Raw genomic sequence first — 19,989 nt, 5'->3', positions numbered from 1 at the left:
GTCCACGCAGCGGGTTTTCCGGTGCCGACACCGTCTCGGAGGAGCGCTTGACGATCATCGAGCCCGTCCAGTTCCCGCCGGGTGAGGCGACCGGACGAGACGTTGACGATCCGCGACCGGAGCACCAGTTCAGCCGCAACGGCGCCCAGCTGCGCGTGCAGGTGCACACCATCGACGACCCCACCGACGGTGGCTATGTGCTGGTCTTCGGCGACCCCGGCGAACAGCCACTGGTCCGGGTGCATTCACGCTGCCTCTACGGTGACGCGCTCGGCTCCGACGACTGCGATTGCGGACCCGAACTGGCCCTGTCGATGGACCTGATCCAAGCCGAGGGCGCCGGCGTCCTGGTCTATCTCGAGCAGGAAGGCCGCGGGGCCGGGCTGATCTGGAAGGCGATCGGCTACGGCACCAGCGAGCGCTACGACATCGACACCTTCGAGAGCTACGCCCGCCTCGGCCTCGAACCCGACACCCGGCGCTACGAACTCGTCGCCAAGGCGCTGTTCGGGCTCGGCTTCCATCGGGTGCGCCTGCTGACGAACAATCCCGACAAACTGCGCGCGCTCGCCGACGCGGGCATCGCGGTCGAGGTGATCCCGCTGGCCGTGCGCATGGCAACCGATCGCGGCCGGCGCTACCTGGATGCGAAAGTGCGGTGGCGCAAGCACATGATTCCGCGTGATTTCGCCCCCTGGGCCCCGCAGACAACCCCTTTTCCCGCGCCGGAACGGCCCGTGGACGACGATCGGCGTGCGAGGCGCCGCTGGCAACGGCTCTTCGGTCGGCGGTAACCGACGCCACAATCCCGTATGTCCGGTTACGATGAGTGAGCTGTGCCACTGTGACGCCCATCGCTCGAGACGATGAGAAGGATTCACTCGCATTGGCTCGGCATCCGGAACGGCCTATTCGGGAACAGGGATATGACAGACATCGGTTTCGCGCACGCCTCGGGCGTCACGGTGCACACCGTGCCCGCCGCCTTCCAGCAGACCGCCGCGTTGCGGCCCGACCAGATCGCCTTGCGGACGGTCGGCGGCACCCAGCAGATCACCTGGGCGGAGTATGCGACGCGGGTGCGGGCGCTGGCCGCCGGCCTGGCGAAACTCGGTGTGCGCCACGGTGACGCGGTCGGCATCATGCTCACCAACCGCCCCGAGTTCAACCTGATCGACACCGCGGCCCTGCACCTGGGCGCGACCCCGTTCTCGGTGTACAACACCAGCTCCCCCGAGCAGATCGCGCACGTGTTCGCCAACGCGGGCAACAAGGTCGTGATCACCGAGCAGGCGTTCCTCGACGTCATCCGGGAGGCGGGCGCCGACGTCGAGCACACCGTCCTGGTCGACGGCACCGCCGAGGGCACCCTCGGCCTGGCCCAGCTGGAATCGGATCCGGAGCCCGACTTCGACTTCGACGCCGCGTGGCAGGCCGTGCAGCCGGGTGATCTGGCCACCCTGATCTACACCTCCGGCACCACCGGCCCGTCCAAGGGCGTCGAGCTCACCCAGAGCAATGTGATCGCCCAGGTCGTCGGCCTGGTCTCCGGTCCGCTGCCGGTCGGCTTCGACGACCGCGCCGTGTCGTACCTGCCCGCCGCGCACGTCGCCGATCGCATCTCCGCGCACGCGATGAGCCTGCTCACCGGCATCCAGATCACCACCGTGCCCGACCCGCGCGAGATCGCCGCCGCCCTGCCCGACGCGCGCCCCACCGTGTTCTTCGGTGTGCCCCGGGTGTGGCAGAAGATCAAGGCCGGGATCGAGAACAAGCTCGCGGTCGAGCCGAGCCCGGTGAAGAAGGCGCTGGCCAACTGGGCGATCGGCGTCGGTGTCGCGCAGGCCAAGGCGAAGCTGTCCGGCGAGGGCGGCTCGCTGCTACTCGGCGTGCAGCACAAGGCCGCCGACGCGCTGGTGCTGTCGAAGCTGCGCGAGGCGCTCGGTTTCGGTGAGCTGAAGGTCGCCGCGTCCGGCGCCGCCCCGGTGCCCGCCGAAACCCTGGAGTACTTCCTGGGTCTCGGCTTCGCGGTCAGCGAGGTGTGGGGCATGTCCGAGACCACCGGTGTCGGCACCTTCACCGATCTGGACAAGCCGCGCCCCGGCTCGGTCGGTCGCGTCATGGACGGTGTCGAACTGCGGCTGGACGCCGACGGCGAGGTGCTCATCCGCGGCCCGATCGTCACCCCCGGCTACCGCAACATGCCCGACAAGACCGCCGAGGCGATCGACGACGCGGGCTGGCTGCACACCGGTGACATCGGCACCCTCGACGCCGACGGCTACCTGCGCATCGTCGACCGCAAGAAGGAACTGATCATCAGCGAGGCGGGCAAGAACATCGCCCCCTCCAACATCGAGAACGCGATGAAGGCGGCGTCGTCGATGATCGGTCAGGCCGTCGCGATCGGCGAGGCCCGCCCGTACATCACCGCGCTGATCATGCTCGACCCCGATGTCGCGGCATTGCGCGCCAAGGAATTCGGCGCCACCGACGCGACCCACGCCGAGCTCGCCCGCCGCAGCGAGATCGTCGAGGAGGTCAAGGCCGCGGTGTCGGCGGGCAACCGCAAACTCTCGCGGGTGGAGCAGATCAAGCGCTTCGTGATCGTGGAAACCCTGTGGGAGCCGGGCGGTGACGAGCTGACCCCGAAGATGTCGCTCAAGCGCACCCCGATCGCGGCCAAGTACGCCGGGGACATCGAACAGCTCTACGCCGCGACCCCGGCCGATCACGTCGTCAACGTGAAGTAGCTACGACAACGGCGGTGGCCCCGGGAGTTCCGACTCCCGGGGCCACCGCCGTTCCACGCTCAGTTCTGCTCGTAGGTGCCGATCAGGGTGGCACGGCCGAGCGTGTGGAAGAACAGGTTGAAGCCGAGGTAGGCGGGCGCCGCGTCCGGTCCGACTTCGAGTTCGGGCACGTCGACGGCGTGCACGACGACGAAGTACCGGTGCGGCCCGTGGCCCTGCGGCGGGGCGGCGCCGACGAAGCCGGGGAAGCCGCCGTCGTTGCGCAGGGTGACCGCACCGGCGGGCAGGGTGCCGCCTTCGCTGCCCGCGCCCGCGTCGAGCTCGGTGACCGAGGCGGGGATGTTGGCGACGGCCCAGTGCCAGAAGCCCGAGGCGGTCGGCGCGTCCGGGTCGTAGACGGTGACCGCGAAACTCTGCGTGCCCTCGGGGAACCCGGACCAGCTCAGCTGGGGCGAGATGTCCTTGCCGCCCGCGCCGAACACACCGGAGACCTGGTCGTTGGCCAGCGGCTGGCCCTCGGTGATGTCGGCGGAGGTGACGGTGAACGACGGAACCTGCGGCAGTGCGTCATACGGGTTGTAGCTCATGGAGTCTCCGATTCGTGGCGTCGTGCTCAGCTGTGCAGGAGGAAGTGTTCCAGTACCCGGGTGCCGAATTCCAGTGACCGCACCGGCACCCGCTCGTCCACCCCGTGGAACAGGGCGGTGAAGTCCAGTTCCGGCGGCAGCTGCAGCGGCGCGAAGCCGAAGCAGCGAATACCCAACCGCGCGAACGCCTTCGCGTCGGTGCCGCCGGAGAGCATGTAGGGCACGGTGCGCCCGTTCGCGTCGTGGGCGAGCACCGCGTCGTTCATGGCGTCGACGAGATGGCCGTCGAAGGTGGTCTCGTAGGAGTCGAGCTTGGTGATCCATTCGCGCTCGACATCCGGGCCGATCAGCTCGTCGACCTCGCGTTCGAACGCGGCTTGGCGCCCCGGCACCACGCGGCAGTCCACCACGGCCTCCGCGGTCTGCGGAATGACATTGGCCTTGTAGCCGGCCTGCAGCATCGTCGGATTGGCGGTGTCGCGCAGGGTGGCGCCGATGATGCGGGAAATGGTGCCGAGCTTGGCGAGCTGCCCCTCGATGTCGGGGCCCTCCGGGTCGAACTGCAACCCGCTCTCCTCGCTGACCGCGGCGAGGAATTCGGCCACCGAGTCCGACAGCACCACCGGGAAGGTGTGCCTGCCCAGCCGGGCGACGGCCTCGGCGAGGATGGTGACGGCGTTGTCGTCGTGCAGGAACGAGCCGTGCCCGGCGCGAGCCTTGGCCCGCAACCGCATCCAGCCCAGCCCCTTCTCGGCGGTCTCCACCAGGTAGAGCCTGCGTTCGGTGCCGTCGGGGCGCGGCACGGTGAGCGAGAACCCGCCGACCTCGCCGACCGCCTCGGTGACGCCGTCGAACAGGTCGGGCCGGTTGTCCACCAGCCACTGCGAACCCCACTTGCCGCCGTTCTCCTCGTCGGCGAGGAAGGCGAACACCAGATCGCGCGGCGGGACGGTGCCCTCGGCCTTGAACTGGCGGGCCAGGGCCAGCGTCATGCCGACCATGTCCTTCATGTCGATCGCGCCGCGACCCCACACGTAGCCGTCGCGGACCGCGCCGGAGAACGGGTGCACGCTCCAGTCGGCGGCCTCGGCGGGCACGACGTCGAGATGGCCGTGGATCATCAGCGCGCCACGGCCGGAGTCGGCGCCCTTCAGCCGCGCGAAGACGTTGCCGCGGCCGGGCGCGCCCGATTCGACGTAGTCGGTCTCGTAGCCGACCTCCCGCAGCTGCTCGGCCACCCATTCGGCGCACTCGCGTTCGCCTTTGGTGGTCGCCAGCTCACCGGTGTTGGAGGTGTCGAACCGGATCAGCGCGCTGACCAGCTCCACCACCTCGTCCACCGCGCGGGACCGTTCGTTCGAACCAGAACTCTCGCCAGATGCCGACACGTCCCCTTTCCTACCACCCCGGCGGTGTCCCCCGCGCCATCTCCCCTGGCTCACCCGATTCCGCCGCTGCTGGCGACTACTGCTCGGGCTGAGCCGAATTCCGCCGGATTCGCGCGTCCGTCGCCCGGCGTGTTTGGCTGTGGCGATGAGATCGCGGGTCGTTCGGGTCGGGACGCTGCTGGTGGCGGGCGCGGCGACGGCGGCTGGCGCGCTGGGTGTGGCCCTGCACGTCGTCGGCTGGTCGGCCGAGCCGCTGGTGCTCGCCGCCGCGGGCGCGCCCTACCTGATGGGCGGGGCGATCCTGGGCGCGGTGGGGTTCGCGGCGACCCGGCAGTGGGTGGCGACCGGTGCGGCGGTGGTCGTCGCCGGTCTCGGCATCGCGACGCAGGCGCCGCTGTATGTCGCCGACGGTGGGGGCGACGGGCCCGCGATCACGGTGATGCAGGCGAATCTGCTCTTCGACGGCGCCGACCCGGCCGTGTTGGTGGCGCAGGTGCGGGCCAGGGACGTCGCGGTGCTCACGGTCAACGAGCTCACCCGGGCTGCGGTCACCGAGCTCGGGCGCGCCGGCTTGGACGACGTGCTGCCCTACCGCTATCTCGCGCCCGGTCAGACCGCCAGCGGCACCGGGATCTGGAGTCGTTTCCCCCTGTCGGACACCGTCGAATACGACGGCTACGTCCTCAACCAGATCTCGGCGACCGCCACCGTTCCCGAGGTCGGGCCGGTCTCGGTCTACGCGGTCCACCCGGTCCCGCCGGTCTACGACGTCGGGGTGTGGGCCGACGAACTGTCCCGGCTCGGCGATGTCCTGCGCCGGTCCCCCGCCGATCGCCCGGTGATCGTCGGCGGCGACTTCAACGCCACCTACGATCACGCGCGGTTCCGGGCGCTGGCGTCGGGCCGGTTCGCCGATGCCGCCGCGCAGGCGGGTGCCGGGCATCTGGTCACCTATCCGACGGACAAGCGGTTGCCGCCACTGGTCGGTATCGACCATTTCCTGCTCGCCGGAGCACACGCCACCGCGGTGGCGACCGTCGCGCTGCCCGGTGCCGATCACCGGGCGCTGGTGGCCCGCGTGGTCCTCGACCGCCGGTAGGCGTTCAGCGGGCGGCGAGGAGTACGTCGATCCGCGCTCCGACCACACGTCCGGCCGCGTGCAGTGGTTCGGCCGAGTGCAACGTTCTGGCCAGCACGAACGCGCCTTCCAGCGCGCTGAGCAGGCCGAGGACAAGATCGCGTGCCTCGCCCGCGGCCAGCCCGCGCCGCGTGAAGTAGGCGGTGCCCTGGTCGATCCAGTCCGCGACGACCTCCGCGGCGACGGCCCGCAACTCCGGTTCGCTGTCGGCGATCTCCCCGGCGACGGTGCCGACCGGGCACATATTGATCCACCCCGACTCGGCCATCGTGCGCGCGGCGTCGTCGAACGCGGCAGGCACCGCCAGCCGCAGATCGGGGTGCGGGTCCATCAGCAGCGGCAGCAGCTGGATGTAGGCGGCGCCGGAGGTCCGGAGCGCCTCCGCCGCGATCTGCACCTTGCCGTGCGGGAAGTGGTGGTAGAGCGACCCCATCGGGGCCTGCGCGGCCGCGGTGATCTGTTTGACGGTGATCGCGCTGTACCCGTGCGTGCGCATCAGCTCGGCGACCGCGACGACCAGCCGATCCCGGGTGGCCGTTGACATCTTCTCGCTCACCGCTCCAGACTAGAGCAAACGCACTAGAGCGGATACTCTAACGCTGGAGGTTCTCATGCCGACCGTCGATCTGCCCTCGGGCCCCGTCCACTACCACGAACGCGGCGACGGCCCACCGGTCGTGCTGCTGCACGGCCTGCTGATGAACCACACGGTCTGGGATTCCGTTCTCGACCTGCTCCCGACCGGCTTCCGCTACGTGCTGCCCGACCTGCCGCTGGGCGCGCACCCCGAACCGTTGCGCCCCGGCACCGACCTGAGCCTGCGCGGCCTCGCGCAGCTCGTCGCCGACTTCCTCGCCGCCCTCGACCTGCGCGAGGTCACCCTCGTGCACTCCGACTGGGGCGGCGCCCTGTTCCTCACCGCCTACGGCCTCGACGAGCGTGTCGGCAGGCTGATCGTTTTCCCGAGCGAGGCGTTCGACAACTTCCCGCCCGGGCTGCCCGGCAAGACCGCGACACTGGCCGCCTACCTGCCCGGCGGCGTCACCCTCGCGCTGCGTCAGCTCCGCATCCGGTGGTTGCGGGAGAGCCCGCTGATGTTCGGCTGGATGGCGAAGTTCCCGATCCCGCAGGACCTCGTCCACGGCTGGACCGAACCGGGGTTGCGCGACCGTGGCATCCGCCGCGATGTGCTCGCCTACATGCGCTCGGATCTCCGCGGGTCCGACCTCGTCGCGAATACCGAAGCGCTGCGGCACTTCCGGGGCGAGGCCCTGATCCTGTGGTCGTCGGCGGGCAAGGTCATGCCGCGCGAGCACGGCCGCCGCCTGGCCGAACTGATCCCCCGCGCCCGGCTGGTCGAGATCGACGACGCCTACGTCCTGTCGATGCTCGACCAGCCCGCCGCGGTCGCGGCCGCCGTCACGGACTTCCTCGCCACCACCTCGGCGCAGCCGACCGAGCGCTGACGTCAGGTCTGCCGCAGCGGTTCGTAGGCGTCGGCCCCGAGGCTGAAGGTCCAGGCGACGCCTTCGCGCGCGGTGCGGGTGGTCGGCGGTACGCGCAGCCAGTACACGCGATGCGTGCCGTCGGGTTCGGGTGTCGAGTTGACGACCTCGACCATGACCACGTCCTCGTCGCCGACGAGCTCGATCCGCCACAGGATCCCGGTCTCGTCGCGATGGACGGGGCGGGCGTCGGATTCGGTCAGGTAGCGGTCGTAGCCGTAATGCTCGAGCATGACCCGGCGGAGTTCGGCGTTCTCCTCGTCGCGGATACGCTGCGGTGTCAGCGAGGCCAGGCTGTCGAGGAATTCGGCCGGGACCGGCATCCCGCGCCACGCGTGCAGAGCGAAGCCGTCGGCGTAGGCCAGGGCGGGTCCGTCGGCGCGGTCGAGCCTGCCTGCTTCGTCGCGGTGCAGGGCCAGTGGGCGTTCGGAGATCACCGCGATCTTCTCGTAGGGCCACCACCAGCCCGCGTGCCGCGCGACGGCCGCGACGCCGCCGAGCGGCCCACCCGGTGCGGTGTCGTAGGCGCTGAGCCAGGCCGCCTCGTGCTGGCCGAGCACGGCATCGAGCAGCAGTACCCGGATCCGCCGTTCCTGCTTGCTGTCACCGGCCACCGCCTCGACGACGCCGGCCCGGATCCGGTCGATCACCATCCCGGTGACCTCCCACAGATCGGCGCCGGTGGCCCGCCAGTGCGCGCTGTAACCGGGCCCGCCGAGTTCGGCGTGCAGGCGGGCACGTTCGGCCGCCCACGGCCCGCTGCGCACCGCCTCCCGCACCGGTGCGCCCGTCTCGATTCCCGAGGTCAGGATCCGGACGGCAGCCAGCGGTGAACGCGCCCAGCGGATCTGTTCGGGTTCGGGCAGCCCCGCGCGGGAATAGGCCAGGCGCACACCCGCTTCGGCGGCGGCCCGGTCGCCCGGTCCGGTGGCGGCGGCGATCGCCCGCCAGTCGCTGTCCGTCATCGTCGTCTCCCCGATCATCAGTCCGCCACCACCCGAACGGATCCCGGGATGTACTCGCGCTGGCGCACCACCCGGTACCACCCCTTCGGCAGGCCGATCGCCGCGTGCTCCTCGTGGACCACCCGTCCGCCTTCGGGCAGGTGCAGCAGCATCGGCCCGAACGCGCCCGCCTCCCTGATCAATCGGCCGGGCGCGGCGATGGCATGCGCGTGCCCGGTCACCTCCCCGAGGGCCAGCACGAGCCTGCCCCGCCCGTCGCGGTGCTCACCCCGCGCGGCCAGCGCGCTGCCGGGAACGGCCGTCTCGGCCACCGGCACGATCAGGACATCGCCTTGTCGATACATGAATTTCCTCCCGTCACGGCCCGCGACCGCTGCCGTGGCGAGGACGGTAGCGGCAGGGGCCGACAACTCGGGTCGCCGCGCGGATTGTCGGTGCCGCTTGGTAGAAACGCAGCTGTCACCACGGGGTCACTACGCCAGAAGGGGCGGGAAACAGCTATGTCCATCGGAGAACATCTGCACGGGTGGGGCGGTCTGCCCACCTATCCGTTCCCGGACCCGGAGAAGGACGCCGAAGCGCAGGAGACGGCCGTGCGGCTGCTGCCCGCCGCCGACGGTGTGGCGTGGCGCATCGGTGTCGACTCCTACGACGCCGCCGAGACCTGGCCGGAGGCCTTCGCCCGGTTCCTCGACACCGTCGACGCGGCGCGGGTGCGTTCGATCGTGGTCGGTTCGTGGGCCGACGCCTACGACAACCGGCCCGACGATGTCATCGACGCCATCGTCGCCGCCCGCGCGCAGCTGCCCGCGCTGCGGGCGCTGTTCGTCGGCGACATCGTCGGCGAGGAGTGCGAGATCTCCTGGATCAACCAGGGTGAGGTCACCCGGCTGCTCGACGCGTTCCCGCTGCTCGAGGAGTTCGGCGCGCGCGGTGGCGAACAGCTCGAGTTCCCGGCGGTCCGCCACGCGCACCTGCGCAAGCTGAAGGTGCAGGCCGGTGGTCTGCCGGTGGCGGTGGTGCGCGGTATCGCCGCCAGCGACCTGCCCGCGCTGCACGATCTGGAATTGTGGCTGGGCACCTCCGAATACGGCGGTGACGCCGATGTCGACGATCTCGCGCCGATCCTGTCCGGTGATCAGCTGCCCAGCCTCAAGCGCCTGGCCCTGCGCAACAGCGAGATCCAGGACGCGGTGTGTGCCGCGATCGCCTCGGCTCCGGTGGTCGCCCGCCTCGAAGTGCTCGACCTGTCGATGGGTGTCCTCACCGACGACGGTGCCGCCGCGCTGCTCGGCGGCCAGCCGCTGACCCATCTGAAATCGCTGGACCTGCACTACAACTACGTGAGCAAGGAGATCGGCGCCCGCCTCGCCGACACGCTCACCCCGGCGGGCGTGGAACTGAACCTCGACACCGACGACGCCGAGTCCGACGAGGACGACGACGGTTCGGTGTGGCGGTTCGTCGCGGTCGGCGAGTGATCCGAGGTGCGCTGGGTGGTGGTCGGCAACGCCGAGAACCGGCGGGTCCGGCTGTTCACCGAGGCGGCCCGCGCCGCCGGGTTCCCGGCGCCGCGGGTGGTGGAATGGCTGTCGGTCCTGACCGAGGGCTGTCACGAGTTCGCCGACGACGAGATCGTCCGGCTGGATTCGCCGGGCGAGAATATGGCAGTCGATGCACTGTTGCGCGGGGTGAATGATCCGACCCGGGTGGAGGGTTCGGCCCGCTGGTACACCCGATTCCTCGCGGCGGTGGACTCACTGCGCGGCGGCCACCGGCTGGACGATCCGGCCGAACTCGCGGTGCTGTTCGACAAGCGGCGCTGCCATGCCCGCCTCGGCGCGGCCGGTGTGCCGGTTCCGCCGTCGCCGGTCACCGGGCCGGTGCCCGGCTGGGCCGAGGTCAAAGCACAGATGCGGGCGGCCGGAATGGCCCGGGTGTTCGTGAAACTCGCGCACGGTTCGTCGGCGTCGGGGGTGCTGGCGATCGAGTCCACCGCGTCGGGCCGCTGGCAGGCGATCACCTCGGTCGAGGTGAGTACCGGAGGCGCCCTGCACAATTCGCTGCGGGTGCGCCGGTACCGCGACGAACGCACGATCGGCGCCATCGTCGACCGGCTCGCGCCCGACGGGCTGCACGTCGAACGCTGGATCCCCAAGGCCACCACCGGGGGCCGCTCGGCGGACCTGCGGGTGGTGGTGATCGCGGGCCGGGCCACCCATGCCGTCGTCCGCACCAGCCGTGGCCCGCTGACCAACCTGCACCTCGGCGGTGCCCGCGGTGACCTCGACCGGGTCCGGGCCGCGATGGGTGACCGATGGGCCGAGGCGAGGGAGATCTGTGAGCGCGCCGCCGCGTGCTTCCCCGGAACCCTGTGTGTCGGGGTCGATCTCTTGCCCGGTGCGCAGTGGCGGCGGTTCACCGTCGGGGAGGTCAACGCGTTCGGCGACCTGCTGCCGGGCCTGACCGGATTGCCCGGCACCCCGGCCGAGGGGCTCGACACCTACACCGCGCAGCTCATCGCCGCGACCCCGATCGGAGCGTCACGATGACCGTCCCGACCCCGTCGCGCCCCGACATGACCGAGGTCGTCGGCCGCGACGACCTGTTGCTGCTGACCCTCGACACCCTGCGCTACGACGTCGCCACCGAACTCGCGGCCGCGGGCAGACTCCCCACCCTGGCCGCCCATCTGCCGCAGGGCCGCTGGGAGAAGCGCCACGCGCCGGGCAGTTTCACCTACGCCTCGCACCACGCGATGTTCGCCGGGTTCCTGCCGACACCGGCCGCGCCCGGCCCGCATCCGCGCCTGTTCGCGGCCCGCTTCGCCGGCAGCGAGACCACCGCAGACGGCACCTTCGTCTTCGAGGAACCCGACCTGGTGACGGCGCTGGCGGCCCGCGGGTATCACACCGTGTGTATCGGCGGCGTCGGCTTCTTCAACAAGCAGGGCGCGCTGGGCAGCGTGCTGCCCGGCCTGTTCGCCGAAAGCCATTGGGCGCCGGAGTTCTCCGTGGCCGCACCGACCTCGTTCGAGGCGCAGGTGGCCTGCGCCGAACGCGCGGTCGCCGCCGTGCCCGCCGATCAGCGGCTGTTCCTGTTCCTCAACGCCTCGGCACTGCATCAGCCGAACTGGTTCCACCTGCCGGGCGCGACCCGCGACGCGGGCGACAGCCGCGACACCCACGCGGCGGCGCTGGAGTACATCGACGCCCACGTCGGCAGGCTCTTCGACACGATGCGCTCGCGCCGCCGGTGTTTCGCGATCGTGTGCTCCGATCACGGCACCGCCTACGGCGACGACGGGTACACCGGTCACCGGCTCGGCCACGAGTCGGTGTGGACGGTCCCCTACAGCCACTTCTTCCTGGAGCCCGACGCATGATCGACACCGCGCTACCGCGCCCCTACCAGAACTACGTCTACGGTTATCCGCACAAGACGGCCTATCGCCCGCTGCCGGATCGACCGCCGCTGTCACGGGTGTGGGCGGGCGAATCCCGCTCGGCGCTCTCGCTGTATCTGCACATCCCGTTCTGTGAGGTGCGCTGCGGCTTCTGCAATCTGTTCACCCGGGTCGGCGCCCCGGACGGTCTCACCGGCCGCTATCTCGACGCGCTCGCCCGCCAGGCCACCGCCGTGCGCGACGGTCTCGGCGAAGCCGCACCCCTTCGCTTCGCCAACGCGGCGTTCGGCGGCGGCACCCCGACCTTCCTCACGGCCGACGAGCTGACCAGGCTGTGCGATATCGCCGAGCGGATCATGGGCGCCGACCTGCGCGCGATCCCGCTGTCGGTGGAGGCGTCGCCGTCCACGGCCACCGCCGACCGGCTGACGGTGCTGGCCGAGCGCGGGGCGACCCGGCTGAGCCTGGGCGTGCAGAGTTTCATCGACGCCGAGGCCAGGGCGGCGGTGCGGCCGCAACGGCGAGCCGAGGTCGAGGCGGCGCTGGGCCGGGTCCGCGACGCGGGCATCCCCGTCCTCAATATCGACCTGATCTACGGCATCGACGGCCAGACCGCCGCGAGCTGGCGGGTCTCGCTGGACGCGGCCCTGGCGTGGCGGCCGGAGGAGATCTACCTCTACCCGCTCTACGTGCGCCCGCTGACCGGCTTGGCCCGGCACGCCGATCCCGCTGTCGCCGACCTGGATTGGGACCGCGACCGGCTCGCGCTGTACGCGCGGGGCCGCGATCACCTGCTGGCCGCCGGCTACGAGCAGGTGTCCATGCGGATGTTCCGCCGCGCCGACGCACCGCCGCAGGGCCCCGACGACTACGCCTGTCAGACCGACGGCATGATCGGGCTCGGCTGCGGCGCCCGCTCCTACACGAGCGCGCTGCACTATTCCTTCGACTACGCCGTCGACCTGCGCGAGGTGCGCGGCATCATCGACACCTACGTCGCGACGACGGATTTCGGTTCGGCCCTGCACGGCCGGGTGGTCGACGGCGACGAAGCCGCCCGCAGGCACCTGCTGCAATCCCTGCTGCAAGCCGACGGGCTCCCCGTCGCCGACTACCGCGCCCGCTTCGGCACCGATCCCCGGGACGACTTCGCCGTCGAGCTGCGCACCGTGGCCGAGCGTGGCTGGCTGGCCGACACCGGCACCGACCTGCTGCGCCTGTCACCGGAGGGCCTGGCCTACTCCGATGCGATCGGACCCGGCTTCTTCTCCCCCGCGGTGCGCGCCGCGATGGCCGCCTACGAGCTGCGCTGACCGTGGACCTGACCCTGTTGTATCGCGGCCCGCTCGCCTCCTGCGACTACGACTGCCCGTACTGCCCGTTCGCCAAGCGCCGCGACTCCACCGATCAGCTGCGCGCCGACCGGGCCGCGCTGCGCCGCTTCACCGAATGGGCGCACGCGCAGACCGGGGACCGGCTGTCGGTGCTGTTCACGCCGTGGGGTGAGGGCCTGGTGCGATCGTGGTACCGGACGGCACTGATCGAGCTGTCCCACCGCCCGCACATCGACCGGGTCGCCATCCAGACCAACCTGAGCGGCCGGATCGACTGGACCGCCGACGCCGACCTCGACACCCTCGCCCTCTGGTGCACCTACCATCCCGGCCAGACGCCCTATCGACGCTTCCTCGACAAGGCCGAACGGCTGGCCGAGGCCGGAATCCGGTTCAGCGTCGGCATCGTCGGGCTGCCCGAGCACCTCGCGCACGCCCGCCGCCTGCGCGCCGACCTGCCCGAACACGTGTACCTGTGGGTCAATGCCGCCGAGGGGCACACCTACACCGACGACGAGGCCGCGCGCTGGACCGCGATCGACACGCTGTTCCCGTTCAGCAGGCACCCACACCGCTCGGCCGGATCACCCTGCCGCACCGGGTCGTCGGTGATCTCGGTCGACGGTGACGGCGAGGTCCGCCGCTGCCACTTCGTGCGCACCCCGCTCGGCAACCTCTACGACGGCTCCTACCGCGCCGCGCTGACCCCGCGCCCGTGCCCACTGTCGGTGTGCGACTGCCACATCGGCTACGTCCACCTGGAGACGCTGCCGCTCTACGACGTGTTCGCCGGTGGCATCCTGGAACGGATTCCCGCTCAGCCGACGTCGAGCGTGGTGCTCACCGGCGTGGCACCGGTCGAGAGGTCCAGCACCGGGCAGTGCGCGTCGACCGCCTGCTGCAGTTCGGCGTAGCGCTGTGCGGTTTCGGGGCCGGTGATCCGCACGTGCACCCGCACCGCCTGGAAGCCGGGCCGCACCGTGTCGTCGATGCCGAAGAAACCGCGCACGTCCAGGTCGCCCTCGGCGGTGATCGCGAGGTCGTCGACGGTGATGCCGAGGCGTTGCGCCCAGAAGCGGTAGGTGACCACCTGGCAGGAGATCAACGCGGCGAGATACACCTCCACCGGGTTGGCGGCGGTGTCGGCACCACCGAGCGCGGCCGGTTCGTCGACGACGACCCGGTGCGTGCGCGCGGTGACGACACTGCCGACCGTGCCCTCGGGGGCGCCCGCGGCCCGGAAGACGAAGTGCGCGTTGGCCGGATCGGTCGCCACCGCCTGCGCGGTCGCGTCGGAGATGTCGTTGAGCGTGGTGAGCTGACTGGTCATGGCGGGACGCTATCGCCGGGACGGCGACCCGCCCACCCATGTGTTCGCGCTGATTCCAACCGGTGTCAGCGCTCGTCCGACAGCTGGCGGGCGATCAGCTGGTCCACGGCCTCGGGGGTGAGTGGTTCGCTGCCCGGAGGGTCGATCGGTTCCGGGCGATCGTCGAACAGGTAGTCGCGGAAGGCCCGCAGGTAGTCGTCGAGGTCGCGCTGCTCGGCGAATTCGGTTCCGGTCGGATCGAACCAGTCGTCCGGTGTCGGGCGCCACGCGATCATGAAGTCGAGCGCTTCACGCAGCATTCTCCCGGTGGTGGGATCCCTGAGGCAGGCCGCGCGCAGCGCCGCCGCTCGCTCGCGCATTCCGCGGCTGTACTCGCGACTGTGCATGTCGACCAACTGCCATCGCAGGCTTTCGATATGCGGGATTTCGTCCCACCAGGTCAGTTCGGCGCCCCGGGTGGCTCGTCCTGATCCCGTGACCGGCACCGGGTAGTCGGCGGGTGCGTTCCTGCGGTCGATCGCGCGGGTCGGCCCGATTCCGAGGTTCGCGGGTGGGTACCACACGCCACGCCACACCGGGACCCCGAGACCACGGTTCACCGGCGGTCGCTCGGCCAGGGAGATGTCGACCGTGATGCGCCGCACCGGTGGCAACGGTCCGTCGCCGACCAGGTCCGCCAGCATCGACCAGCAGTCCGGGACGTCGAAGCCGGTCACGCCGACGCCCTCCCAGAGCCGTGCGTCGGTGCCCTCTTCTCGGTCGAATTCGATCCAGTACCGTCGCGGCTCGGTCACCCGGGATGTCCTTCCCTCGCCGTAGCGTCCAGCGCTGATCCTGTCAGCGCGCGACGCCCAAGGACAAGGCGGCGAACGCTTTCGGTGCGCCCGGATGGTAGAAGCGGTCGAGTTCGGCGGTCTCGAAGCCCGCCTCGGTGAGCAGGCCGGGAATGTCGCGGACGAGGTGGCAGCCGCCGGCGATCCGCTGCTGGATCGGGTCGAGCCGGTACTGCCAGGTCCGCACCGACGCGTCGGGGGCGAGCCCGTGTTCGACGAAATGCAGTGTGCCGCCGGGTTTGAGCACCCGGCGGATCTCGGCCAGCGCGGCACCGACATCGGGAATCGTGCACAACGTGAAGGTCGAGAGCGCGGTGTCGAAGGTCGCGTCCGGGAACGGCAGCGACTGCCCGTCCAGCCCGGCCCGTTCGATCGGCACCCGGCTCTCCGCCACCCGCTTCGCCGCGATCTTCCAGGCGACATCGGCCGGTTCCACGCCGCTGACCCGCTCCACCGCGTCCGGATAGAACCCCACATTGGTGCCCGACCCGAACCCGACTTCGAGCACGGCCCCGTGCAGACCTGCGCAGGCGCGCCTGCGCAGGGTGTCGTTGGTGGCCACCCCGCACACCGTGTCGACGATGTGCGGCAGGATCCGCTCGCTGTAGAAGCCCATCCCCCGATCATCCCCCTCGCGCGCGCCGAGCGCCGCCGAACGCACGGTCGCCCTGCCCGGCGACCGTGCGGCCCGCGTCTACTTCGCGGGGAACGGCGCGGTGATCGTGGAGACGTATTGGATCACGGCCCCGATCGCCACGGGCGCGGTCACCAGCAGCTGACCCGCCACCGTGCCGAGCGCACCGACCGCGAGGACACCCCCGAGGCAGCCGACCGCGGCCGCGGGCAGGAACGGACCGAACAGGCCGATGATGGTCGCCGCGGCGACGGTCGCGCCGACGACACCACCGAGAACGCACCCCACGGCAGCTCCGCCGAGTCCGCCGATCAAGGTGCCGACGGCGGCGCCGGTGGAGATGGTGGTGGTCAGGCGCGCCCACGCCGCCTGCTCCCGGTCGTATTCGGTCTTCCACGGCGCCTTGTCCTCGAACGGCAGCGCGACCGGCCGGTAGACCGCCTTGTCCGGGGACAGCTCGGGGGTCAGGGTCGCGGTGCGGCCGTCGATGTGGGCGGCGATCGGGAAGACGAAGTCGTCGACGGCGAAACGCAGCGGTGTCGCGGCGACGACGGTGCCGTCGTCGGTGCGCACGGTCAGCGCGCCGTTCTCGACCGTGAGGGTGCCGGTGTCGATCTCGATGATCGAGGCCGACTCGGTGGCGTGCGCGGTGAATCCGACCGGTGCCGGGCCGGTGGGTTCGGCCTGCGCGGTGCCCGCCGCGGCGACCACCGTGAGGGCGGCGGCGGCCAGGGACTTCATCAGCATGGGGTGGTTCCTCATCATCGTGGGTTCTTCAGTGCAGGGGTGCCGCGGTGACAGCGCGGACGTGGTCTTCGGTGACGCCGGGCGCGCATTCGCGCAGCACCAGTCCCGACGGTTCGACGTCGATGACGGCGAGTTCGGTGATGACGCGGTGCACGACGCCGACGCCGGTGAGCGGCAGGGTGCAGTGCGGCACGATCTTGGGCGTGCCCGCCTTGTCGGTGTGGGTCATCAGCACGATCACCCGGCGAGCGCCGTGGACCAGGTCCATCGCCCCGCCCATGCCCTTGACCATCTGTCCGGGCACCATCCAGTTGGCCAGGTCGCCGGTGGCCGAGACCTGCATGCCGCCGAGGACGGCGGTGTCGATGTGGCCGCCGCGGATCATGCCGAAGCTGAGCGCGGAGTCGAAGAACGCGGCGCCGTCGGCGACGGTGACGGTCTCCTTGCCCGCGTTGATCAGGTCGGCGTCGACATCCTCGGCGCGTGGGTAGGGGCCGGTGCCCAGGATCCCGTTCTCCGAGTGCAGGGTTACCGCCACGCCGGCGGGTAGCTGATTCGGGATCAGGGTGGGCAGGCCGATCCCCAGGTTGACGTACTCCCCGGGGCGCAGTTCCCTGGCGGCGCGGGCCGCCATCTCGGTGCGGGTCCAGCCGCCGGTCACGGTCGAGGTCACGAGACGGTCCGCCGTTCGATCGGTTTGGTCTGTGGGCCGGTGTGCACGATGCGGTCGACGAAGACCCCGGGCAGGTGCACCTGCGCCGGATCGAGCGTGCCCGCCGGAACGAGCGTCTCCACCTGGGCAAGGCACACCCGGCCCGCCATCGCGGCGAGCGGGTTGAAGTTGCGGGCCGCCTTGTTGAACACCAGGTTTCCCGCGGTGTCGCCGATCAGCGCGTGCACGAGCGCGTAGTCGGCGGTGATCGATTCCTCGAGCACGAAGCGGCGGCCCGCGAAGGTGCGGACCTCCTTGCGCGGCGAGGCCACCGCGACGGACCCGTCGGCCCGGTATCGCCACGGCAGGCCGCCCTCGGAGATGGGGGTACCGACGCCCGCGGCGGTGTAGAACGCCGGGATGCCGGTCCCGCCCGCTCGCAGTTTCTCCGCCAGCGTGCCCTGGGGCGTCAGTTCGACTTCCAGTTCCCCGGCCAGGTATTGGCGGGCGAACTCGGCGTTCTCACCGACATAGGAGGCGGTGACCCGGCGGATCCGCTTCTGCGCCAGCAGAATTCCCAGACCGTGATCGTCGGTGCCGCAATTGTTGGAGAAGATCTCGAGGTCGCAGGCGTTGCCCGCCGCCAGCGCGCGGATCAGGGCGTCCGGGATGCCGCACACCCCGAACCCGCCGACGGCCAGCGACGCACCCGAGCCGATATCGGCGACCGCGTCGGCGGCGGTGGCGCACACCGTCGTCATCGGGCGAGCTCCGGGCTGTCGGTCATCGTGAGCAGGTCGTCGAGCAGTTCCTGCGCGCGCGGCCACGGCCCGTAGCCCGCCGCCGGATTCAGGTGCCCGACATCGCCGAGCTCGACCAGGCTGCTGCCCCACGCCTCGGCCATGCCGGACACCCGGCGCGCGGTGGCCAAGGGGTCGGTGCTGCTGGCGGCGACGATGCTGGGGAACGGCAACCGGCGGCGCGGCACCGGGGTCCAGCCGTGCGCGGCGAGGTCGGCGGCAGCGGGATAGCCGGGCGGGAGCGGTGTTTCGAAGTCGGGCGGCGTCGCCAGCAGCGCGCCGCGCACGGGGCGGGTGGACTGCTGGGCCCAGTGCACGGTGATCATCACGCCCGCGCTGTGCGCCACCAGGACGACGGGTCCGTCGATCTCGGCGAGCACCGCGTCCAGGGCGGCGATCCGCGCGGGCAGGCTGAGCCCGTCGTGTTCCAGCGGCGGCACGATGGCCACCTGGTCCAGGGTGGCGGCCAGCAGGGTCTGCCAGTGGTCGGCGACGTGATCACGCAGACCGGGGACGATCACGACGGTCGGGGTGGGAAGGGAATTCATCGGTGTGGTTGTCCTTGTCGACGAGAGTCAGTGCGGTGCCGCGGCGTGGACGGCGGCGAGTTTGCGCAGTCCCAGCGGGTAGACGCGACGGCCGAGCAGCAGGGCAGCGACGGCGAGCACCGACACCACCGGGGTCACGCGCAGCGCGTCCCACAGGCCGAGGCGATCGGCAAGCACGCCGACCACGAACGGGCCGAGCGCGAGCCCGAGCAGGCTGTTGGCCAGGGTGAGGGTGCCGAAAGCGGAGGCACGCACGGAGGCGTGGGTGAGGTTGGCGACCATCGCGACGGTCGGGCCCGCCGAACCACCGGAGAAGAACGCGCCGATCCCGAGCAGCACCAGTTGCGGGACCCCGGTGCCCAGGCTGAACCCGAGCCCGAGGCTGACGAGCGAGATCAGGCAGAACACGATCGCGGTGACCCATTTGCGGCCCATGTCGGCGCGGCCGACCCGATCGGTGATCACCCCGCACACCACCATGCCGGTACCGACGAGCGTCACGATGACCGCCGCCAGTCCCGCCGCCCGATCGGGCGCCAGCCCGTAGTAGCGATTGAAGAAACTGGGCATCCACGACAGCAGCACGGCCGCGGTGAACATCTGCAGGCCGCTGCCCACATACGCGCACAGCACCGCCGGGTTGGTGAACAGGGTCGAGATCGGTGCGCGGTAGGCGATCTCGGGCGCGGGATCGGTGGCGTGGCCGGCGGTGCGCTCCTCGGTGACCACCGACCGGAACGCCACCGCCAGCACCAGTCCGAAGATCGCCATGGTCGCGAACGACCACCGCCAGCCCAGGTGCACCGCGATCACGCCGCCCGCGGCGACGCCGAGTACCGATCCGAACGAGCCACCCGCCATGAACGCCCCGCTCAGCGCCGCGTGCCTGCGCGCGGCGAACACACTGAGCACCAGCGCGATACCGACGCTGCCGTAGGCGGCCTCCCCGACCCCGACGAAGAAGCGGGCGGCCAGCATCTGCGGGTAGTTGTCGGCGAGCGCGCACACCAGGGTCGCCGCGCTCCAGACCAGGGCCATCAGCACGAGACTTCGGACCCGCCCCCACCGGTCGGCCAGCACCGACAGCGGAAGGGTGAGCAGCCCGACCATCAGGGCGACGACGCTGCTCAGCGACGCCAGTTGCGAATCCGACAGCGCCCATTCGGCTTTCAGGAACGGAAAGACCGCGCTGAGCACTTGGCGCGACATGTAGTCGGCCAGTAGCAGGCCGAAGGCCAGCGCGAACACCAGCCAGGGATAGGTACGGGAGACGGACGGGGTGCGATACGGCGCCGCGACGGCGGTCGTGGTGTGGTCCATGGGTGCTCCTGCGAACCGGTGGACGTCGTCGCTGACGTCCACCGGGTTG

General features: G+C 70.9%; 22 protein-coding genes. 9 read left to right on the top strand and 13 right to left on the bottom strand.

Annotated elements, in window-relative coordinates; translation table 11 throughout:
- The first annotated feature begins 47 nt into the window (after positions 1 to 47).
- Entirely contained in the window at positions 48 to 794 is a 747-nt protein-coding gene (locus AB0H54_RS20935) for a GTP cyclohydrolase II (RefSeq protein ID WP_357346980.1), read from the top strand.
- 132 nt (positions 795 to 926) lie between these two features.
- Positions 927 to 2,753 (top strand): long-chain fatty acid--CoA ligase, encoded by a 1,827-nt coding sequence (locus tag AB0H54_RS20930; protein ID WP_357346978.1) that lies wholly within the window; start codon positions 927 to 929, stop codon positions 2,751 to 2,753.
- A 59-nt stretch (positions 2,754 to 2,812) separates the two neighbouring features.
- On the opposite strand, the gene AB0H54_RS20925 is transcribed toward AB0H54_RS20930, so the two are convergent.
- Together AB0H54_RS20925 and AB0H54_RS20920 are read right to left on the bottom strand one after the other, a co-directional pair.
- Entirely contained in the window at positions 2,813 to 3,340 is a 528-nt protein-coding gene (locus AB0H54_RS20925) for a YbhB/YbcL family Raf kinase inhibitor-like protein (RefSeq protein WP_355272176.1), read from the bottom strand.
- 26 nt (positions 3,341 to 3,366) lie between these two features.
- Positions 3,367 to 4,728: a M20/M25/M40 family metallo-hydrolase gene (locus tag AB0H54_RS20920; RefSeq protein ID WP_357346976.1), complete on the bottom strand. Its 1,362-nt coding sequence runs from the start codon at positions 4,726 to 4,728 to the stop codon at positions 3,367 to 3,369.
- 145 nt (positions 4,729 to 4,873) lie between these two features.
- On the opposite strand from AB0H54_RS20920, the gene AB0H54_RS20915 reads away from it, so the two are divergent.
- Complete coding sequence (locus AB0H54_RS20915) at positions 4,874 to 5,827, top strand: endonuclease/exonuclease/phosphatase family protein (protein ID WP_357346974.1); 954 nt, start codon at positions 4,874 to 4,876, stop codon at positions 5,825 to 5,827.
- Between the two features lie 4 nt (positions 5,828 to 5,831).
- Here AB0H54_RS20915 and AB0H54_RS20910 read toward each other — a convergent pair whose 3' ends face one another.
- On the bottom strand, positions 5,832 to 6,422 hold the full coding sequence (locus tag AB0H54_RS20910) for a TetR/AcrR family transcriptional regulator (RefSeq protein WP_357346972.1): 591 nt from the start codon (positions 6,420 to 6,422) through the stop codon (positions 5,832 to 5,834).
- A gap of 55 nt (positions 6,423 to 6,477) precedes the next feature.
- Here AB0H54_RS20910 and AB0H54_RS20905 point away from each other — a divergent pair, with 55 nt between their 5' ends.
- Positions 6,478 to 7,332, top strand: coding sequence for an alpha/beta hydrolase (locus AB0H54_RS20905; protein WP_357346970.1), 855 nt, complete (start codon positions 6,478 to 6,480; stop codon positions 7,330 to 7,332).
- A gap of 2 nt (positions 7,333 to 7,334) precedes the next feature.
- On the opposite strand, the gene AB0H54_RS20900 is transcribed toward AB0H54_RS20905, so the two are convergent.
- Positions 7,335 to 8,336, bottom strand: a complete 1,002-nt coding sequence (locus tag AB0H54_RS20900; RefSeq protein WP_357346969.1) for a DUF6745 domain-containing protein — start codon at positions 8,334 to 8,336, stop codon at positions 7,335 to 7,337.
- A 17-nt stretch (positions 8,337 to 8,353) separates the two neighbouring features.
- The gene (locus tag AB0H54_RS20895) at positions 8,354 to 8,680 is read right to left on the bottom strand and encodes a hypothetical protein (RefSeq protein ID WP_355272188.1); all 327 of its coding nucleotides are present in this window, start codon (positions 8,678 to 8,680) and stop codon (positions 8,354 to 8,356) included.
- A gap of 156 nt (positions 8,681 to 8,836) precedes the next feature.
- On the opposite strand from AB0H54_RS20895, the gene AB0H54_RS20890 reads away from it, so the two are divergent.
- Genes AB0H54_RS20890 through AB0H54_RS20870 form a run of 5 tightly spaced genes read left to right on the top strand, consistent with a single transcriptional unit; the run spans position 8,837 to position 13,990 of the window.
- The gene (locus tag AB0H54_RS20890) at positions 8,837 to 9,817 is read left to right on the top strand and encodes an STM4015 family protein (RefSeq protein WP_357346968.1); all 981 of its coding nucleotides are present in this window, start codon (positions 8,837 to 8,839) and stop codon (positions 9,815 to 9,817) included.
- A 15-nt stretch (positions 9,818 to 9,832) separates the two neighbouring features.
- Entirely contained in the window at positions 9,833 to 10,888 is a 1,056-nt protein-coding gene (locus AB0H54_RS20885; RefSeq protein WP_357346967.1) for an STM4014 family protein, read from the top strand.
- On the top strand, positions 10,885 to 11,721 hold the full coding sequence (locus AB0H54_RS20880) for an STM4013/SEN3800 family hydrolase (protein ID WP_357346966.1): 837 nt from the start codon (positions 10,885 to 10,887) through the stop codon (positions 11,719 to 11,721). Before AB0H54_RS20885 ends, AB0H54_RS20880 begins: the two co-directional genes overlap by 4 nt.
- Positions 11,718 to 13,055 (top strand): STM4012 family radical SAM protein, encoded by a 1,338-nt coding sequence (locus AB0H54_RS20875; protein WP_357346965.1) that lies wholly within the window; start codon positions 11,718 to 11,720, stop codon positions 13,053 to 13,055. Before AB0H54_RS20880 ends, AB0H54_RS20875 begins: the two co-directional genes overlap by 4 nt.
- 2 nt (positions 13,056 to 13,057) lie before the next feature.
- On the top strand, positions 13,058 to 13,990 hold the full coding sequence (locus AB0H54_RS20870) for an STM4011 family radical SAM protein (protein ID WP_357346964.1): 933 nt from the start codon (positions 13,058 to 13,060) through the stop codon (positions 13,988 to 13,990).
- On the opposite strand, the gene AB0H54_RS20865 is transcribed toward AB0H54_RS20870, so the two are convergent.
- The 8 genes from AB0H54_RS20865 to AB0H54_RS20830 form a co-directional block, all read right to left on the bottom strand.
- Positions 13,894 to 14,406 (bottom strand): OsmC family protein, encoded by a 513-nt coding sequence (locus AB0H54_RS20865; RefSeq protein ID WP_357346963.1) that lies wholly within the window; start codon positions 14,404 to 14,406, stop codon positions 13,894 to 13,896. The two genes, AB0H54_RS20870 and AB0H54_RS20865, sit on opposite strands and share 97 nt — an antisense overlap.
- A gap of 65 nt (positions 14,407 to 14,471) precedes the next feature.
- Positions 14,472 to 15,200 (bottom strand): hypothetical protein, encoded by a 729-nt coding sequence (locus tag AB0H54_RS20860; RefSeq protein ID WP_357346962.1) that lies wholly within the window; start codon positions 15,198 to 15,200, stop codon positions 14,472 to 14,474.
- Between the two features lie 43 nt (positions 15,201 to 15,243).
- The gene (locus AB0H54_RS20855) at positions 15,244 to 15,855 is read right to left on the bottom strand and encodes a methyltransferase domain-containing protein (RefSeq protein WP_357346961.1); all 612 of its coding nucleotides are present in this window, start codon (positions 15,853 to 15,855) and stop codon (positions 15,244 to 15,246) included.
- A gap of 78 nt (positions 15,856 to 15,933) precedes the next feature.
- Entirely contained in the window at positions 15,934 to 16,620 is a 687-nt protein-coding gene (locus AB0H54_RS20850; RefSeq protein ID WP_357346960.1) for a hypothetical protein, read from the bottom strand.
- A gap of 28 nt (positions 16,621 to 16,648) precedes the next feature.
- Positions 16,649 to 17,254, bottom strand: coding sequence for a 3-oxoacid CoA-transferase subunit B (locus AB0H54_RS20845; protein WP_357347551.1), 606 nt, complete (start codon positions 17,252 to 17,254; stop codon positions 16,649 to 16,651).
- A 35-nt stretch (positions 17,255 to 17,289) separates the two neighbouring features.
- Positions 17,290 to 18,033 carry a CoA transferase subunit A gene (locus AB0H54_RS20840; RefSeq protein ID WP_357346959.1) on the bottom strand — a complete coding sequence of 248 codons (744 nt, stop codon included), beginning with the start codon at positions 18,031 to 18,033 and terminating at the stop codon, positions 17,290 to 17,292.
- Entirely contained in the window at positions 18,030 to 18,620 is a 591-nt protein-coding gene (locus AB0H54_RS20835) for an alpha/beta fold hydrolase (protein ID WP_357346958.1), read from the bottom strand. Before AB0H54_RS20835 ends, AB0H54_RS20840 begins: the two co-directional genes overlap by 4 nt.
- 27 nt (positions 18,621 to 18,647) lie before the next feature.
- A complete protein-coding gene (locus tag AB0H54_RS20830; protein ID WP_357346957.1) occupies positions 18,648 to 19,940 on the bottom strand; it encodes an MFS transporter in 1,293 nt (430 codons plus the stop codon).
- Positions 19,941 to 19,989 lie beyond the last annotated feature (49 nt).

This window comes from Nocardia sp. NPDC050718, assembly GCF_040654235.1.
Taxonomy (GTDB): Bacteria; Actinomycetota; Actinomycetes; order Mycobacteriales; family Mycobacteriaceae; genus Nocardia.
The sequence above is the reverse complement of the archived record's forward strand: the minus strand, read 5'-3'. Positions and strand labels throughout refer to the sequence as shown.